This is a genomic window from Neisseria sp. HMSC31F04, from assembly GCF_001807735.1.
Lineage (GTDB): Bacteria > Pseudomonadota > Gammaproteobacteria > Burkholderiales > Neisseriaceae > Neisseria > Neisseria elongata.
Genome location: NZ_KV790796.1, coordinates 1 through 14,824, shown reverse-complemented (window position 1 = coordinate 14,824; position 14,824 = coordinate 1). Strand labels below are relative to the sequence as shown.

At 55.7% G+C, this 14,824-nt stretch carries 16 protein-coding genes; 15 read left to right on the top strand and 1 reads right to left on the bottom strand.

The annotated features are described in order from the left end of the window. The first annotated feature begins 91 nt into the window (after window positions 1–91). Complete coding sequence (locus tag HMPREF3107_RS05205) at window positions 92–751, top strand: MarC family protein (RefSeq protein ID WP_049252691.1); 660 nt, start codon at window positions 92–94, stop codon at window positions 749–751. Between the two features lie 60 nt (window positions 752–811). On the opposite strand, the gene yhbY is transcribed toward HMPREF3107_RS05205, so the two are convergent. Further along, on the bottom strand, window positions 812–1,096 hold the full coding sequence (gene yhbY / locus HMPREF3107_RS05200) for a ribosome assembly RNA-binding protein YhbY (RefSeq protein ID WP_107854064.1): 285 nt from the start codon (window positions 1,094–1,096) through the stop codon (window positions 812–814). A 125-nt stretch (window positions 1,097–1,221) separates the two neighbouring features. Between yhbY and HMPREF3107_RS05195 the strand changes: the two genes are divergently transcribed. The 14 genes from HMPREF3107_RS05195 (at window position 1,222) to rplS (ending at window position 14,666) form a co-directional block, all read left to right on the top strand. Continuing rightward, window positions 1,222–1,842, top strand: a complete 621-nt coding sequence (locus tag HMPREF3107_RS05195; RefSeq protein ID WP_049249142.1) for an RlmE family RNA methyltransferase — start codon at window positions 1,222–1,224, stop codon at window positions 1,840–1,842. Window positions 1,843–1,962: 120 nt separating this feature from the next. Then, complete coding sequence (ftsH, locus tag HMPREF3107_RS05190) at window positions 1,963–3,888, top strand: ATP-dependent zinc metalloprotease FtsH (protein ID WP_371327476.1); 1,926 nt, start codon at window positions 1,963–1,965, stop codon at window positions 3,886–3,888. Between the two features lie 241 nt (window positions 3,889–4,129). Beyond that, window positions 4,130–4,987, top strand: coding sequence for a dihydropteroate synthase (folP, locus tag HMPREF3107_RS05185; protein ID WP_070454121.1), 858 nt, complete (start codon window positions 4,130–4,132; stop codon window positions 4,985–4,987). A gap of 93 nt (window positions 4,988–5,080) precedes the next feature. Further along, entirely contained in the window at window positions 5,081–6,421 is a 1,341-nt protein-coding gene (gene glmM, locus HMPREF3107_RS05180) for a phosphoglucosamine mutase (protein WP_070454120.1), read from the top strand. Window positions 6,422–6,566: 145 nt separating this feature from the next. After that, window positions 6,567–7,220, top strand: coding sequence for a DedA family protein (locus HMPREF3107_RS05175; RefSeq protein ID WP_003772285.1), 654 nt, complete (start codon window positions 6,567–6,569; stop codon window positions 7,218–7,220). A 154-nt stretch (window positions 7,221–7,374) separates the two neighbouring features. Then, window positions 7,375–7,941 carry a hypothetical protein gene (locus HMPREF3107_RS05170; protein WP_070454119.1) on the top strand — a complete coding sequence of 189 codons (567 nt, stop codon included), beginning with the start codon at window positions 7,375–7,377 and terminating at the stop codon, window positions 7,939–7,941. A gap of 202 nt (window positions 7,942–8,143) precedes the next feature. Next, a complete protein-coding gene (locus HMPREF3107_RS12535; protein ID WP_070454118.1) occupies window positions 8,144–8,662 on the top strand; it encodes a shikimate kinase in 519 nt (172 codons plus the stop codon). 3 nt (window positions 8,663–8,665) lie between these two features. After that, window positions 8,666–9,751: a 3-dehydroquinate synthase gene (gene aroB / locus HMPREF3107_RS05160; RefSeq protein WP_070454117.1), complete on the top strand. Its 1,086-nt coding sequence runs from the start codon at window positions 8,666–8,668 to the stop codon at window positions 9,749–9,751. Between the two features lie 57 nt (window positions 9,752–9,808). Then, window positions 9,809–10,348, top strand: coding sequence for a hypothetical protein (locus tag HMPREF3107_RS11395; protein ID WP_141742836.1), 540 nt, complete (start codon window positions 9,809–9,811; stop codon window positions 10,346–10,348). 153 nt (window positions 10,349–10,501) lie between these two features. Further along, window positions 10,502–12,691 (top strand): bifunctional acetate--CoA ligase family protein/GNAT family N-acetyltransferase, encoded by a 2,190-nt coding sequence (locus tag HMPREF3107_RS05150; RefSeq protein WP_070454116.1) that lies wholly within the window; start codon window positions 10,502–10,504, stop codon window positions 12,689–12,691. 78 nt (window positions 12,692–12,769) lie between these two features. After that, the gene (gene rpsP / locus HMPREF3107_RS05145; protein WP_003772296.1) at window positions 12,770–13,018 is read left to right on the top strand and encodes a 30S ribosomal protein S16; all 249 of its coding nucleotides are present in this window, start codon (window positions 12,770–12,772) and stop codon (window positions 13,016–13,018) included. 6 nt (window positions 13,019–13,024) lie between these two features. Beyond that, window positions 13,025–13,534 (top strand): ribosome maturation factor RimM, encoded by a 510-nt coding sequence (gene rimM / locus HMPREF3107_RS05140; protein ID WP_070454115.1) that lies wholly within the window; start codon window positions 13,025–13,027, stop codon window positions 13,532–13,534. Beyond that, complete coding sequence (trmD, locus tag HMPREF3107_RS05135) at window positions 13,534–14,304, top strand: tRNA (guanosine(37)-N1)-methyltransferase TrmD (protein WP_070454114.1); 771 nt, start codon at window positions 13,534–13,536, stop codon at window positions 14,302–14,304. The genes rimM and trmD overlap by 1 nt, the downstream gene beginning before the upstream one ends. Then, complete coding sequence (gene rplS, locus HMPREF3107_RS05130; RefSeq protein ID WP_003772301.1) at window positions 14,301–14,666, top strand: 50S ribosomal protein L19; 366 nt, start codon at window positions 14,301–14,303, stop codon at window positions 14,664–14,666. Before trmD ends, rplS begins: the two co-directional genes overlap by 4 nt. Window positions 14,667–14,824 lie beyond the last annotated feature (158 nt).

Sequence of the window (14,824 nt, the reverse complement as noted above, 5' to 3'; positions counted from 1 at the left end):
GGCCGTCTGAAAATGTTTTTCAGACGGCCTTTTTTGATTAGGCAATCCGATAGAAGGTATAATCGGCCGTTTTTATCTTGGTTTGAAAAGAATGTTGGAATTTTACCTGCATCAGTTCGGCTTGGCGTTCATGGCCTTTTTCGCCATTATGAACCCAATATCCAGCCTGCCTGTCTATCTTAGCCTGACCGACGGCGACGACAGAAAAATGGCACGGGCGGTGGCGCGTAAAGGTTTGATCATAGCTTTTATTATCGTGCTGGTGTTCGCCTTCGCCGGCCGCTTTATCTTTGAAATGTTCGGTATCACTTTGCCCGCATTGCGGATAGCGGGCGGGATTTTGGTATTCCTGATCGGATTTCATATGGTGCAGGGCAACCGTTCGCCTATGCACCGCACCCCTGCCTCCGCCGAACCGCAGGAAGACAGAAACGTGCTGTATCAGGAAAAAATGAATGTGGCCGTTTCGCCGTTGGGTACGCCGCTGCTCGCCGGGCCGGGTACGATTGCCACGGCGATGAACTTGTCTGCCGGCGATTCGCTGACCGGAACCGTGATTGTGGTCGGCGCATTTTCCCTGCTGTGTTTAATCACTTACACGCTGTTTCTCTTCGGTGCGCAAATCACGCGCCTGCTGGGGAAAAACGTGATGAACGTGGTCACGCGGATGATGGGCTTGATATTGGCCGTCATCGGCACACAGATGCTGGTGGCCGGTTTGAAGGGGGCGTTCCCCATATTGGCCGGGTAAGGATAAAGGCCGTCTGAAAACAGTTTCAGACGGCCTTTATCCTGTAATCGGAATAAAATCTCAGGCTTCTTCCGGATTTTCCCGCCACAAAACCAACAATTTGCCGATATGCTGCACCAGTTGCGCGTCTGTGGCGGCGCACAAGGCTTCGCACATCGCGATGCGCTCGGCGCGGTCGTCGCCCAAAACGCGCACTTTAATCAATTCGTGCGCCGTCAGGGCGGCATCGGTTTCTTTGATAACGGATTCGGTCAGCCCTTGCTGGCCGATCATGACCACGGGATTGAGATGATGGGCGCGTGCCTTCAGCTCGAGTAGCTGTTTGCTGTCTGGTTTGTTGCTCATGTCGGTATGCTTGTCGGAAAAAAGCGGCATTCTACGCGAAAGCATCGGTTCCGTCATTCGGAGGCCGTCTGAAATCGTGTAGAATAGCCCGCTTTTACGAATTCAAATACCGGTGGATACCTGAAATGGCGGCACGCTCGAAATCTTCTAAAGCATGGTTGAACGAACACGTCAACGACCATTACGTCCATCAGGCGCAGAAAGACGGCTATCGTGCGCGTGCCGCTTACAAGCTCCTAGAGATAAACGGGAAAGACCGTTTGATTCAGCCGGGGACGGTGTTGGCCGATTTGGGCAGCGCGCCGGGAAGCTGGTCGCAGGTGGCTGCGGAGCTGGCGGGCGAGAAGGGGGCGGTGTTCGCACTCGATATCCTGCCTATGGAGCCGATTGCGGGCGTTTCCTTTATTCAGGGCGATTTCCGCGAAGATGAAGTTTTGGCGCAATTCGAATCCTTGCTCGGCGACAGGCTGCTGGACCTTGTAATTTGCGATATGGCACCCAATATGAGCGGTCACGCGGTAACCGATCAGGCCAAAAGCCTTTATTTATGCGAGTTGGCACTGGATTTCGCACGCAACCATTTGAAGACGAACGGCCACTTTTTGGTGAAAGTCTTCCAGGGTGCGGGTTACACGGAATTTTTGGCGGAGATGCGTGCCGCCTTTTCTTCGGTGCAGACGCGTAAGCCCGGTGCTTCGCGCAACCGGTCCAGCGAGATTTACCTGCTAGGCAGAAATAAACGCTGACAAGCTATCGGGGGTGAATTAGAATGCCGCCCCTGTTTCTTTATTTATTTTTGGGAGTCCGTTTTTGTGAGGAGCATTGTAAAAAACCTGTTGATTTGGTCGGCCTTGATAGTCGGGTTGATGGCGGCTTTCAATGCCGTTAAGACGCAAAGGGAAGAGGCGCGGCAGATTGAGTATTCCCAATTTGTCCAACAGGTCAATAAAGGCGAAATCGCCAGTGTAACGATAGAAGGTTCCGCACTGGCGGGCTATACGCTTAAAGGCGAGCGCACGGACAAAACCAAGTTTTCCACCAATGCGCCCATGGATTACCAGCTGGCCGACAGGCTTCTGGCGAAAAACATCCGTGTCCAGGTAACGCCGGAAGAACGTCAGGGTGTTTTGAGCAGCCTGTTCTTCAGCCTGCTGCCCGTCTTGCTGCTGATTGGCGCATGGTTCTACTTTATGCGGATGCAGACTGGCGGGGGCGGCAAAGGCGGTGCGTTCTCGTTCGGCAAGAGCCGCGCCAAATTGTTGGAAAGCGATTCCAATAAAGTAACCTTTGACGATGTGGCCGGTTGTGATGAGTCCAAAGAAGAAGTGCAGGAAATCGTCGACTATCTCAAAGCGCCGAACCGCTATCAGAGTTTGGGCGGGCGGATGCCGCGCGGCATTTTGCTGGCGGGCAGCCCGGGTACGGGTAAAACCCTTTTGGCCAAAGCGATTGCCGGTGAAGCCGGTGTACCGTTTTTCAGCATTTCCGGTTCGGATTTCGTCGAAATGTTCGTCGGCGTAGGTGCCAGCCGTGTGCGCGATATGTTCGAGCAGGCAAAGAAAAATGCGCCGTGCATCATCTTTATTGACGAAATCGATGCCGTCGGCCGCCAGCGCGGTGCCGGTTTGGGCGGCGGTAACGACGAACGCGAACAGACTTTGAACCAGCTTTTAGTGGAAATGGACGGTTTTGAAAGCAATCAGACCGTAATTGTGATTGCCGCGACCAACCGCCCGGACGTACTCGATCCCGCGCTGTTGCGCCCGGGCCGTTTTGACCGCCAAGTGGTGGTGCCGTTGCCCGATATCCGCGGCCGCGAACAAATTTTGAAAGTGCATGCGAAAAAAGTGCCGTTGGACGAATCAGTGGATTTGACTTCGTTAGCGCGCGGTACACCGGGTTTTTCTGGTGCGGACTTGGCCAACTTGGTCAATGAAGCCGCCCTGTTTGCCGGCCGCCGCAACAAGCTGAAAGTGGATCAGAGTGATTTTGAGGATGCCAAAGACAAAATCTACATGGGTCCCGAACGGCGCAGCATGGTTATGCACGAGGACGAAAAACGCGCCACTGCCTACCATGAGTCCGGCCATGCGATTGTGGCGGAAAGCTTGGAAGGCACCGATCCGGTGCATAAGGTAACCATTATGCCGCGCGGTCGTGCTTTGGGTCTGACATGGCAGTTGCCGGAACGCGACCGTATCAGCATGTATAAAGACCAAATGCTGAACCAGATTGCGATTCTGTTCGGCGGGCGCATTGCCGAAGACCTGTTTGTCGGCCGTATTTCCACCGGCGCGTCCAACGACTTCGAACGTGCCACCCAGCTTGCACGCGAAATGGTTACCCGCTACGGCATGAGCGAGAAAATGGGTGTGATGGTGTATGCCGAAAATGAGGGTGAGGTGTTCTTGGGCCGCAGCGTTACACGTTCGCAAAATATTTCCGAGAAAACCCAGCAGGATGTGGATGCCGAAATCCGTCGGATTTTGGACGAGCAATATGCGATTGCCTACAAAATCTTGGATGAAAACCGCGACAAGATGGAAACCATGGCCCGCGCCCTGATTGAATGGGAAACCATAGAACGCGATCAGGTGCTGGAGATTATGGAAGGCAAACAACCCAGCCCGCCCAAGGATTACAGCCACAACATCCGCAAAGATGGCGAAGAAGCGGCAGAGCCTGTCGAGCAGGAACAGGCGGAACAGCCTGCCGAAGGCCGGACCGAGCAGCCTTCTGATCATTCAAGCGGCGAGGTTGCGTCCGATTCCGAGAATGGCGGTAAAGGATAAGAGTCTTCTGCCGATCAGTCGGAAAACAAATCCTAACAGCCGTATCTTTACCGAACAGCCTGCCGATGCAGGCTGTTTTTTTATTCAGCGGTTTTGCGAAAGCGGAAGGTTTGTCAAAACCCTTGCCGAAACAATGATAACGCGCGACGGAATGTTCAAACCGAATACATCCTGCCCGCCTGTTTCGTGCTTTCAGACGGCCTTCGCTATATAATGTCCGTTTTTTCAGACGGCGTGTGCAATGACGGACAATACGGTATGGCAGGCGGGGCGGTTTGCATTGGATTTGCGGCAGCCCAAAATAATGGGCATAGTCAATCTGACGCCGGATTCGTTTTCAGACGGCGGGACTTATTCCGCGAACCGGCAGGATGCCCTGCGCCATGCCGAAACGTTGTTGCGGCAGGGTGCCGATATTTTGGATTTGGGCGGAGAGTCCACGCGCCCGGGGGCGGATTTTGTGCCGCCGGAAGAGGAATGGCGGCGTTTGGCCGCAGTATTGCCCGAATTGCTTGCTTGGAATGTCCCGCTCAGCATTGATACCCGGCGGACGGTCATTATGCGCCGCCTGTTGGAAAATGGCTGGGCCGACATCATCAACGATGTGCAGGCATTGGAAGACGAAGGCGCACCCGAATTGCTGGCGCAGCATCCCTCTGTTGGTATCTGTCTGATGCATATGCAGGGTTTGCCGCAATCGATGCAGGATAATCCGAGTTATCACGATGTGGTGGCGGAAGTGGCGGCTTATCTGAACGGCCGCGTCGAAGTGTGTATGGCGGCCGGGATTGCGCGGCAGCGTTTGGTTTTGGATCCGGGTTTCGGCTTCGGTAAAACGCTGGAACACAACACCCTGTTGATGCGCCATCTGCGCGGATTGGCAGACAGGTGCGGCCTGCCGCTGCTAGCCGGCGTGTCGCGCAAATGGATGATAGGGGAATTGAGCGGCGTGGAGAGACCGTCTGAAAGGGTGGCCGGAAGCGTGGCCGCTGCTTTGGCGGCTGCCGCGCGCGGTGCGGAAATCCTGCGGGTGCATGATGTCAAGGCGACTACCGACGCACTGAAAGTCTGGCAGGCTTTGGGCGGAGCGATTGAGTAAACGGATTATTGGGTTTTCAGACGGCCTCAAACGATAGAGGCCGTCTGAAAACGGAAGATTGGAAAATAAGCCGTCAAGGCTTGGAGAACGATAATGGCAAAAAAATATTTCGGCACCGACGGCGTGCGCGGAGAAGTAGGGCAGTTTCCGATTACGCCCGAATTTGTATTGAAACTGGGCTATGCGGCCGGGCGGGTGCTGGTGCATCACGACGGCAAAGGCCGTCCTACGGTGCTTATCGGCAAAGACACCCGAATCTCCGGCTATATGCTGGAAGCCGCGCTGGTGGCGGGGTTTACCGCGGCGGGTGTGAACGTCATCCAAACCGGCCCGCTGCCTACGCCCGGTGTGGCCTATCTGACCCGTGCGCTGCGTTTGGCTGCGGGCGTGATGATTTCAGCCTCGCATAATGCGTATGCCGACAACGGCATCAAATTCTTCGCCGCCGGCGGCGTGAAATTGAGCGACAAAATAGAATTGGAAATCGAAGCAGAGTTGGAAAAAGAAATGCGGACGAAACCGTCGTCCGAACTGGGTCGGGCGCGTAGGATCAGCGGTGCCGACGACCGCTACATCGAATTTTGCAAATCCACCTTCCCCGGCCAGTTCGACCTGCGCGGCCTGAAATTGGTGGTGGATACCGCCAACGGCGCAGGCTACGGCGTCGCGCCCAAAGTGTTTCACGAGCTGGGGGCGGAAGTCGTGAGCATCGGCGACGAGCCCAACGGCTACAACATCAACGACAAATGCGGTGCAACCCATCCGAAAACTTTGCAGGCGGCAGTGCTGCAAAGCGAAGCCGATTACGGCGTGGCACTGGACGGCGACGGCGACCGCCTGATGATGGTGGACAAAAACGGCAAAGTTTACGACGGCGACAAGCTGATTTACGTGATTGCCAAAGCACGGGCGAAAGAAGGGCAGTCCTTCGGCGGCGTAGTCGGCACCGTGATGACCAATATGGCGATGGAACTGGCTTTGGCGGAGAAAAACATCCCCTTCGCCCGCGCCAAAGTCGGCGACCGCTATGTGTTGGAGCAATTAAACGAGCGCGGCTGGCAGATTGGCGGCGAGGCTTCCGGCCACATCCTCTGCATGGACAAACACAATACCGGCGACGGCATCATTTCCGCCCTTCAAGTGTTTGCCGCGCTGCAAGTGCTGGGTCAGGATTTGGAAACGGCGGTGGATTGGAAAGCCTTTCCGCAAACCATGATCAACGTCGGTATCCAAAAAGGCCAAGACTGGCAGGCGGCATCGGCTGCCGTGTTGGCCGAAGTGGAAAAAGAATTGGAAGGCAAGGGACGCGTGGTACTGCGTGCTTCGGGCACCGAACCCGTTGTCCGCGTGATGGTGGAAGCGCGCCAGCTGGATTGGGCGCGCCAAGGGGCGGAACGGATTGCCGCCGCCATTCAAAATCCGGCTAAGAAATAGTCTCAGGCCGTCTGAAAGGCGGCGGGATGAGGTATAATCTGCCTGCTTTCAGACGGCTGAAACATGTTTTTCAGACGGCCTGGACGGAGCGGTATCCAAGCCGCGTGTTTTTATTTGACCAAAACCACGGAAGAGAGCAGGGCTTATGGCCGCGCTGTTAGAAAGTTTTTTCCTCCAATACGGGTATGCAGCCGTATTCGCGGTATTGATTGCCTGCGGTTTCGGCGTTCCGATTCCCGAAGACATTACCTTGGTTACCGGAGGCATCATTTCGGGCTTGGGTTATACCGACGTGCACATCATGGTGGTCGTCGGCATGCTCGGGGTGCTGGCCGGCGACGGTTTGGTATTTGCCGCAGGCCGCATCTGGGGCGACAATATCCTTAAATTCCGCCCGATTGCCCGCGTGATGACGCCGAAACGTTACACACAGGTGGAGCAGAAATTCGAAAAATACGGCAACTGGGTGCTGTTTGTTGCCCGCTTCCTGCCCGGCTTGCGCACACCGATTTTCATGACCGCCGGCATCAGCCGCAAAGTGTCGGTTTTGCGCTTCATCGTAATGGACGGGCTGGCCGCGCTGATTTCCGTGCCAGTGTGGGTTTATCTGGGCGATTACGGCGCGTCCAACCGCGAATGGCTGATGAAGACCGTGCATCAGCTCCAGCACGGACTGTTCGCCCTGATCGGCATCGGTGCGGTGATATTGGGCTGGTTCTGGTGGCGCAAACGCACGCGCAGCCGCTTTTTCCGCCAAAAAATTGCCGAAGTCCGCAGCAGGCGGCGCGGGGAAAAGTAAGTACGCATAAAACCTTATACAAAAAGCAGCCTGAATGTTCCGTGTTCGGGCTGCTTTTTATGATTTTATGACTGGTCGGTGTTCGGCGGCTTTATCGACCGTCCATGAACATCGTTTATCCGCGATATAAACACTCAATAGAGGAAGCCCGAATATGATGCACAAACTGTTCTTTATCCTTCTGTTTGCCGCCACGGCCGCCGCAGCGTCCGAGCCGGTCAAAATCGCCCAATCCCCCGACGGTAATTTGGAAATCCTGCAAAAACAATCCGATGGCAGTTATGTGCTGTATACGCGCTACCGTGCAGGCCGTCTGAAAGAATGGACGGACACGCCCCGCGAGCCTGAAATCAAATGGCACGGCAATACCGCCTCGGTGCGTATTTCGGGCGGCAGCTATTCTTCGATAGACGAATTTACCGACGGCCGCCGCCGTTATACCGCCTCCAATTTGGTTGCCTTAAATGAAGCCGACGGCTGCTATTTGGGTACGGATGACAAAGGCCGGCTGGCTTTCGCCAAACTGTTCGCCCCTGAAAACGCCGTCCGCCTGAGTGTCCGGCCGAAAGACATGATGCGTACCGCCACGCCGCTTTCCACGCTCCATTATCAGGAGAGCCGTTTTCTGGCCAACGGCGATTTCCGGCTGGTTTACACCAACCGCGCCGAAGGCACTTCAAGGCAAATATTCCGCCGGCCTTGTCAAACGGCGGGCAGGTAAGCGGCATAAAAAGGTTTTCAGACGGCCGTCTGAAAACCTTTTTTCCTATGCAGTTGCCGTCCGTATGGCAGAAATGCCGTGTTTTTGTATTTTTCAGTTAAAATGAGTTGCCGTGCCGCAGCAGGCCGGGAAGCAGCGTTTCCCGAAACAATCACGATGCCTCCGCCCCGAAGGGCGGGGTTTCGACCGAAAAGGCAAACCGATGCATACCAAAACCCATAATATCTTTTTCGTCGGCCTGATGGGGGCGGGCAAAACCACCCTGGGACGGCAGTTGGCCAAGCAGCTGGAGCGGCCGTTTTACGACAGCGATCAAATCATTTGCGAACGCACCGGCGTATCGATACCCACCATTTTCGAAATGGAAGGCGAAGAGGGGTTCAGACTGCGCGAAACCGCCGTTATCGACGAGATGACCGCCTTGTCGGGCATCGTGTTGGCTACCGGCGGCGGCGCGGTAACGCGGGAGGAAAACCGCCGTTGCCTGCGCGGGCGCGGCACAGTGGTTTACCTTCATGCCAAGCCGGAAGTGCTGCTGGAGCGCACGCGCTACGATAAAAACCGGCCGCTGCTGCAAGTGGCCGATCCGCTGGCGAAACTGGAAGCACTCTATGCCGCCCGCGATCCGCTTTACCGCCAAACCGCACATCTGGTTGTCGAAGCCGGCGGCGGCAATTGTCAGAAAACCGCCGCCGCCATTTTATACATGCTACAGGACTGAATCATGCATACGCTCACCGTTGCCGCGCCGTCGCACAGCTACCCCATCTTCATCGGCCAAAACCTGCTGGCCGGATTGGCGGGGCACATCCGCCCGTATATCGGCAAAAAAGCCGCCGTCATTACCAATGAAACCGTCGCGCCGCTGTATCTGGCCGCCGTTCAGACGGCCTTGGACGAGTTGGGGACGGAACATTTCGCCGTCATCCTGCCCGACGGCGAACAATTTAAAAACTGGCAGTCGCTCAATCATATTTACGACAAATTGCTGGAAAACCGGGCCGAACGCGGCACGACGCTGATTGCGCTCGGCGGCGGCGTAATCGGCGATACGGCGGGGTTTGCCGCCGCCACCTACCAGCGCGGCGCGCCCTTTATCCAGATACCGACCACATTGTTGAGCCAGGTCGATTCGTCTGTGGGCGGCAAAACCGCCGTCAATCATCCGTTGGGTAAGAATATGATCGGCGCGTTTTACCAACCGCAGGCGGTGTTTGCCGATTTGGATGTTTTGTCCACGCTGCCGCCGCGCGAGTTTGCCGCCGGCATGGCCGAAGTAGTCAAATACGGCGTGTTGGGCGATGCCGAATTTTTGTACTGGCTGGAAGGAAATATGGTCGGGCTGATGGCGCAACAGCCCGATTTGCTGGCGCAGGCGGTGTATCACTGCTGCAAGATGAAGGCCGAAATCGTCGCTGCCGACGAAACCGAACGCGGCATCCGCGCCTGGCTGAACCTGGGGCATACGTTCGGCCATGCCATCGAAGCGGAAATGGGCTACGGCGTGTGGTTGCACGGCGAAGCGGTGGCGGCGGGCATGGTGCTGGCCTGCCGTTTGGCGGAACAGGAAGGCCGTCTGAAAGCGGCCGATACCGCCCGAATCGCCGCCTTGCTGCAACAGGCCGGTCTGCCTGCCGAACCGCCGCGCTTTCCTTTTGAACGTTGGATTGAGCATATGCGCCACGACAAAAAGGTCAGCGACGGTGTGATGCGGTTTGTCGGTTTGGACAAACTCGGCCGCGCCAATATTACCGCCATAAGCGATATGGAAATCCTGCGCCGCGTATTGCAGCCTTATTTGCCGGTATAAACTTTTTCAGACGGCCTCAGTTGCGATGAGGCCGTCTGAAAAAAAGGATGGCGTAAAATGTCTCATCGATTCCGATTGATACTGCGGGTTATATGGTTTCTTGTCTGGCGGTTGGCCGCGTCCGCACTGGTCGGGCTGGCGGCGTTTTACCTGCTGCCGCCTTTGAAGGAGCAGTACGGCGGCGCGGCGGACAATGTAAACTTTTCCTTCCGCATCATCGTCCGCAGCGATAACGATAGCGGCTGGGCAGTCAAACGGTGGGAAGAATTCGACGCCGGCCGGGACAGGGTGTGGACGGAAACTTTGAAGAGCGATTATTGCGGGCGATTGAAAGTTACCTGCCGTCTGGATAAGGCTGGTGCGGACGAGTACGAATTGGTTCGTACGGACCCTGTCGGCACGCAGATCAGCCGCTACCGCCTTGAAAATGCCCGTCCCAAACCTTTGGCCTATACCGCCGATTCGGTTTTTGCACGTATGGCTACCGGATTGAGCTGTGCCGTGATCGCCCTGCTGCTGACCCTGATACCGCCGGTTTACCGCCTCTGGCTGCGCGACAAGGAAATTCAGGCGGCTGCCCGGCGGGGTAAAACATGATTAGCGATTGTTTCGCCTGTTTCGCAGAATATACATTTCAACGGCATCCGTCCTTTTCCTGACAGTTGCAGTTTTGCCAAACCCGTGCTTTCAGACGGCCCGAATCCCGATGAGGCCGTCTGAAAACCTCAAACCCGACGCAAGGAGTCCGTCATGCTGCCCCCGCATCCGCTGCATTCCCTGTTTGCCGCACGGCATATCGCCGTTATCGGAGCCAGCCAGCGTTCCGAAACTTTAGGCGGCCGCGTGTTTGCCTCCATGCTGAACCACCCCTTTCAAGGGCGGCTGACGCCGGTGAATTTGCGCCATCCGACGGTGGCCGGTTTGCAGGCCTATGCCCAAATCAGCCAGATTGACGACAAGCCGGATGCGGCAATTGCGGTCTGCCATGCCTCCGCCCACCCCGGTATTGCCGCCGCCTGCATCCGCCTGCGTATCCCGCATTTATTGTGCATTGCGGACGACGGCGGTTACGACGGGGAATCGCTGGCACGCCTGCAGAAAGCTGCCGCTTCGGGCAGGACGCAGATTACCCTGTGCAGTGCCGACGGCTTCAATCTGCCTGCGCAAAATCTTTATGCCAATGCATATTCACACGCTCCCGAGGCGGGGAAAATTGCCGTTGTCGGTTTCGCGGCGGGCTTTTGCAGCGATGTGATGCAATATCTTCGCGATTCGCCGGCCGGATACAGTTTTACGGTAAACCTGACCGGGCAGCTTGCAATGCCGTTGCCGTGGCTGGACTGGTTTCGCGAAGATGCGGGCAGCCATATTTCGATTGTCCAATACCCGGCCCAACCCGATGCCGCCTTTTTCAGCACCTTGCGGCAGGCGGCGCAACGGAAAAACGTCATTCTGTACACGGGGCGGAGCATGTGCGGACGCGAGAAACAGATTGCGCGCCACTTGGCCGAGCGCAGTGGCGTCTTGCCTGCATTTACCCCCGACGAACTCCGTGCGGCCGTTTGGGCGGCGCAAATGCCGCGCAAACTCCGTTCCGGCAGTCTGCATGTGCTGTCGGACAGCGAGGCAGGTTGGCTGTGCGACGCGGCTGAGGAAAGCGGCCTGAAGGTGCACCGCCTTCCCGCCGTCGGCCGACAATCCAACGCCTTGGTGTGGCGCGACACTGCCGCCGCCGCGTTGCAGCAGGAAAATTGCCGCGCCCTGTTGGTACAGACCGATGGCGGGCGCGATACCGTTTCCCAGCTGATGCAGTTGCAGCAGCAGAGCGAAACGCCGCTGTATCTGGTTTCCCTGTTTTCAGACGGCCTCTTCGGCTTCCAAAACCCGCAACAGGCCTTGGCCGCCGTTGCGGCGCAAAACAGTTGGCAACAGTTGAGGCGGCGGCAGCAAACCGCAGCCAAACCGCCCCATTCTCCGCCTGTTCCGCCGAATCTGCCGCAGGCGCGGCAGTATGCGGGCAACGGCCGCGACTTCCTTGCCGTACTGCACCTGCCGCCGCAAGAAGGGCAAAACCTTTTTTCAGACGGCCTGCTGACTTACACCGTCGAACCGCATTACGGCGCGGTATTGCATGCCGAATGCGGAAGCAGGCAGTCGGTACTGTTGCCGCCTTTCGATACTGCCGACGCACGCCGTTTGTGCCGCCTGTTCGGGCAGCGCAAATTGGCGGCGGCGTTGGAACAGGTGCTGTATTCCTTTAACCACGCCGCTTATCGATTGCTGCCTTTGCGGGTGGTGCGTATCGGCGTCGATTCCGAAAATTCGGTAATGCAAACCAGGGATTTCGTTTGGAATGAGGATGAAGGCAGTGTCGCCCAACCCCTGCCGCTGTTGCCTGAAGCACCGTTTTCAGACGGCCGTTTTTTCAGTGCGCGTAACGGCGAAATCCTCCTGATCCGCCACTTGCTGCCGGAAGATGCCGATGCATTGCAGCAATTTGTCCGCAGCCTGAGCGATGCGGATCGGAAAAGCCGGTTTATGAATGCGGTTAAGGAATTGTCCGCCGCCCAATTGGCGCAGTTCAGCCGGACGGATTACGCGCGGGAAACCGCTTTGGCCGCCTGTTCGGGCAGCGGGGAAATCGTCGGCTGGGCGCAATACGGCTGCCTCCGTTTCCCCGATGCGTGCGAATTTTCGATTACCGTGTCGGAAAGCATGAAAGGGCAGGGTTTGGCGGTACACCTGATGGAAGAATTGATTGCCTGCGCCAAAAAGCAGGGCTACCGGTCAATGTGTGCCGAAATCCTTGCAGAAAACACGGCCATGCTCGGTTTGGCGGCCAAATTGGGCTTTCAGTCCGAACCTTCCGCAGAAGACAAGCAGCTTTTTACCTCCGTGCTGACATGGCAAAAAGAAAACCGTCGCAGGCTGCCGAAATAAATACTTGCATCCGTAGCGGAAAATGGCCTAAAATCGCCCGTTTTCTGTATATCCGAATTTTAATCAAGGAAATCGAACATGGTAGTTATCCGTTTGGCCCGTGGCGGCTCAAAAAAACGTCCTTTTTACAACATTGTGGCAACTGACCGCCGCAACCGCCGCGACGGCCGTTTCATCGAGCGCGTAGGTTTTTACAATCCTGTTGCAAACGAAAAACAGGAACGCGTGCGCTTGGATACCGAGCGTCTGAACCACTGGATCGCGCAAGGCGCGCAGTTGAGCGAATCCGTTGCCAAACTGGTTAAAGAGCAACAGGCAGCTGCTTAATTCCCTATGAAACCCGAAACTCAATGGGTAGCCATGGGCTACATCAAAGGCGCATTCGGCGTAAAAGGCTGGGTAAAAGTAGCCGCAGATACCGAATACAGCGACAGCCTGCTGGACTACCCGGAGTGGCGTTTGCGTAAAGACAAAGATGTCCGTACCGTTGCCGTCGAAAGCGGCAAACTGAACAGTGACAGCCTTCAAGTCAAATTCTCAGGAATAGACGATCGTAATGCGGCACATCTGTTGCGCGGCTACACGGTGGAAATCAGCCGGGAAGATTTTGCTCCCGCCGATGAAGACGAATATTACTGGGCCGATTTGGTCGGTATGACCGTAACCAACCGTGAAGGCAACGTCCTCGGCGTTGTCGATAATATGATGGAAACCGGTGCCCACGATATTTTGGTGGTGCGGGGTGAATACGGTCAGAAACTGATTCCCTTCGTCGGGCAGTTTATTGACGATATCAGTCGGGAAAGTAAAACGATTATTGCCGATTGGGGCTTGGATTATTGATGAAAATCCAAGCGATTACCCTGTTCCCGGAAATGTTCGATAGCATTACTGGTTATGGTGTAACCGGCAGGGCGGCCAAGCAGGGGTTGTGGCAATTTTCCGCCATCAATCCTCGCCGTTTTGCAGATAACAAACTCGGCTACATAGACGACCGGCCTTTCGGCGGCGGGCCCGGAATGATTATGATGGCGCCGCCCTTAAAGGCAGCGATTGATGCCGCACAGGCTGAAACCATATCCGGCCGCGGCAGGGTAATTTATCTCAGTCCGCAAGGTAGCCCGCTAATGCATGGCAAAGTATCCGAACTGGCTCGTCTGGATGATTTGATTTTGTTGTGCGGCCGTTATGAAGGTATAGACGAACGTTTGCTGCAAAGCAGCGTAGACGAAGAAATCAGCATCGGTGATTTTGTCGTATCCGGCGGCGAATTGCCTGCCATGATGCTGATGGATGCAGTATTAAGATTGGTTCCGGGTGTGTTGGGCGATATGCAGTCTGCCGAGCAGGATTCTTTTTCAGACGGCCTGCTGGATTTTCCCCATTACACCAAACCATTGGAATTTCAAGGCATGGTTGTTCCGGAGGTGTTACGTTCTGGAAATCATGGTTTGATTGCGCGGTGGCGGCTGAAACAGTCGTTGCAACGCACTTTGGCGCGCCGGCCCGATTTGCTGGCCAGGCGCAGTTTAATCCCACAGGAAGCCCGCCTCTTGCAGGAGATAGAGCAAGAGCAACAGGCAATCCCATTAGACTTAGGAAATAAACAATGAATCTGATTCAACAATTGGAACAAGAAGAAATTGCCCGCTTGGGTAAAACCATCCCTGAATTCGCGCCCGGCGACACCGTGGTCGTGCATGTCCGCGTAGTCGAGGGAAACCGCAGCCGTTTGCAGGCTTATGAAGGTGTAGTCATCTCCCGCCGCAACCGTGGTTTGAACAGCAACTTTATCGTGCGCAAAATTTCCAGCGGCGAAGGTGTGGAACGTACTTTCCAACTGTATTCTCCGGCTGTAGAAAAAATCGAAGTAAAACGCCGTGGTGATGTACGCCGTGCGAAATTGTACTACCTGCGCGGCCTGACTGGTAAAGCAGCCCGTATTAAAGAAAAACTGCCTGCCCGTAAAGGTTAAGGATTTTTCTGCAAAAACCTGCCGTTCAAACGGCAGGTTTTTTTTGTATTGGGAAATTTAAACTTTTCGAGATATTGATTTGTATAAATTTATTCTATGCAAATGGATACATGCTTTTGATGCAGTGTGAGACCTTTGCAAAATTCCTTTTCCTCAGC

Coding starts and splice junctions, on each gene's coding strand:
- HMPREF3107_RS05175 (WP_003772285.1), top strand. CDS start 6,567: ATGGCCGCGCTGTTAGAAAGTTTTTTCCTCCAATACGGGTATGCAGCC.
- HMPREF3107_RS05170 (WP_070454119.1), top strand. CDS start 7,375: ATGATGCACAAACTGTTCTTTATCCTTCTGTTTGCCGCCACGGCCGCC.
- rpsP (WP_003772296.1), top strand. CDS start 12,770: ATGGTAGTTATCCGTTTGGCCCGTGGCGGCTCAAAAAAACGTCCTTTT.
- rplS (WP_003772301.1), top strand. CDS start 14,301: ATGAATCTGATTCAACAATTGGAACAAGAAGAAATTGCCCGCTTGGGT.
- glmM (WP_070454120.1), top strand. CDS start 5,081: ATGGCAAAAAAATATTTCGGCACCGACGGCGTGCGCGGAGAAGTAGGG.
- rimM (WP_070454115.1), top strand. CDS start 13,025: ATGAAACCCGAAACTCAATGGGTAGCCATGGGCTACATCAAAGGCGCA.
- HMPREF3107_RS05195 (WP_049249142.1), top strand. CDS start 1,222: ATGGCGGCACGCTCGAAATCTTCTAAAGCATGGTTGAACGAACACGTC.
- HMPREF3107_RS05205 (WP_049252691.1), top strand. CDS start 92: ATGTTGGAATTTTACCTGCATCAGTTCGGCTTGGCGTTCATGGCCTTT.
- yhbY (WP_107854064.1), bottom strand. CDS start 1,096: ATGAGCAACAAACCAGACAGCAAACAGCTACTCGAGCTGAAGGCACGC.
- HMPREF3107_RS12535 (WP_070454118.1), top strand. CDS start 8,144: ATGCATACCAAAACCCATAATATCTTTTTCGTCGGCCTGATGGGGGCG.
- HMPREF3107_RS05150 (WP_070454116.1), top strand. CDS start 10,502: ATGCTGCCCCCGCATCCGCTGCATTCCCTGTTTGCCGCACGGCATATC.
- aroB (WP_070454117.1), top strand. CDS start 8,666: ATGCATACGCTCACCGTTGCCGCGCCGTCGCACAGCTACCCCATCTTC.
- HMPREF3107_RS11395 (WP_141742836.1), top strand. CDS start 9,809: ATGTCTCATCGATTCCGATTGATACTGCGGGTTATATGGTTTCTTGTC.
- folP (WP_070454121.1), top strand. CDS start 4,130: ATGACGGACAATACGGTATGGCAGGCGGGGCGGTTTGCATTGGATTTG.
- trmD (WP_070454114.1), top strand. CDS start 13,534: ATGAAAATCCAAGCGATTACCCTGTTCCCGGAAATGTTCGATAGCATT.
- ftsH (WP_371327476.1), top strand. CDS start 1,963: ATGGCGGCTTTCAATGCCGTTAAGACGCAAAGGGAAGAGGCGCGGCAG.